The following is a 1,762-nucleotide window of genomic DNA, read 5'->3' on the forward strand; positions in this document are numbered from 1 at the left end:
GCGGCCGTTGAGGCCCGCTTCGAATTTGAGGCTCCGCGGATTGACCGCCCGGCCATTGCGGATGTCATACATGCAATGGGCCGCCGTCAGCACCATGTCAGGCGCAATCAGGCTGGCTGTGCACATGGCTCTGCCACCAATGTTCAGGCGCCCCACAGCTTCCCATCCCGGCACGGACGGCACAGGCGCAGGCTGCCCGGCCGCGGCGGCTCCGGCGCTGAAACCGATGAATACGGAAGCTGCAATTGCCAGTAATCGTCTCATGACCCACTCCATGTTCCCACGCTGCTATGGTCGGTGAGTCCTGAGGCTGGAATGCGGCTTGCTGCGGTGCCGCGCTGGCAGAAACATGGGCAGAATGAGACAAGATTAACAAAACCTTAACGCCGGGCGGTTCTGCCGGGGACGGAACTCTCAAACCCCTTATTTACTTAACAGGCCGCCGCGATTTTCGAAAAAACCTCTTAAAAACAAGGGAAAATCCGCCGGGTTTCGTTAGGAAGGAAATTCAGGAATCCCCCTGTTTCCATGCAAATTCCAACGCAGGCAGTAACTTCACGGCTCAATTGCGGCGAAAATGAGCCTTAACAAACGCCTAAACGCCGGGCTGTACGCTGCCCAATTTCTTAACTGCGCGACACACCCCTTGCGGGAAAAGAAATTCCGGGCCACCCCAATACCTGTACCGCCCGGGCCTTGCGGCAGCGGCATTGCCGCTGCAAGCTGGCCAGACCCGATTGCTGACACCGGAGCCCTTGAATGCGCCTGACACTGTTTCTGACCGCCCTCCTGGCCCTGGCTGCCTGCGACGTGCCGGTGATACCGCTGATCTGAATCAAAAAGCCCCGGCAGCGGCGCCGGGGCTTGGGTCTGTCTGCGCCAGGGGCACCGCCCCAAGGCTGTTATTTCTGCGATACCCGCTGATGCACCTCTTGGGCGCTCTCCAGCCGCTCCGAATAGCGGTCTGTCAGATAGTCCTTGCGGCCGCGCACCAGCCAGGTGAATTTCACCAGCTCTTCCATCACATCCACCAGACGGCGGTAGAACGGACCCTCGGGCAGGCGCTCGCCCTCCCCGAATTCCAGCCAAGCCTTGGGGATCGAGCTTTGGTTCGGAATGGTCAGCATCCGCATCCAGCGGCCCAGAATGCGCATCTGGTTGACCGCATTGAAGCTTTGCGAGCCGCCCGAGACCTGCATCACCGCCAGCGTCTTGCCCTGGGTGGTGCGGATACCGCCCTGCAAGGACAAGGGCAACCAGTCGATCTGCAGCTTCATGATGCCGGTCATTGCACCATGGCGCTCCGGGCTGGACCAGACCATGCCTTCGGACCAGACTGCCAGATCGCGCAGCTCTGCCACTTTGGGATGTTCCGCCGCGCCCGCATCATCCGGCAGCGGCAGGCCTGAAGGGTCGAAAATCCGCGTCTCGCAACCCAAGGCGCGCAGCACCCGTGCCGCTTCCTCTGCCGCCTTACGGGAATAGCTCACCGCGCGCAGGGAGCCGTACAGCAGCAGAATGCGCGGCGCATGGCGCGGATCACCCGGCGCCGCCAGCGCGTCCACGTCAATCGGGTGCAGCTCACTTTCCGCGATGGCAGGCAGGCTGACCCCGTCACCGGCCTCAGGCACTGTCTTCCTCCAGATGCAGCTTCATATCCAGCAGAACCTGCTGCAACAGCACCGTTTCCCGCAACAGCCGCTTGGCCTCGTTCACGGTGATGATGCCGTCCTCCATCGCTTCCTGGTATTCGCTCATCAGC

The 1,762-nt window shown here is 61.5% G+C and carries 2 protein-coding genes; both read right to left on the bottom strand.

Annotated elements, in window-relative coordinates; translation table 11 throughout:
* The coding region (locus A2I95_RS35370; RefSeq protein ID WP_367153196.1) for a serine protease at positions 1–276 on the bottom strand (276 nt) is incomplete at its 3' end.
* A gap of 626 nt (positions 277–902) precedes the next feature.
* On the bottom strand, positions 903–1,631 hold the full coding sequence (gene arsH / locus A2I95_RS35375) for an arsenical resistance protein ArsH (protein ID WP_027258156.1): 729 nt from the start codon (positions 1,629–1,631) through the stop codon (positions 903–905).
* Positions 1,632–1,762: the final 131 nt, after the last annotated feature.

This window comes from Leisingera sp. F5 (genome assembly GCF_001593695.1).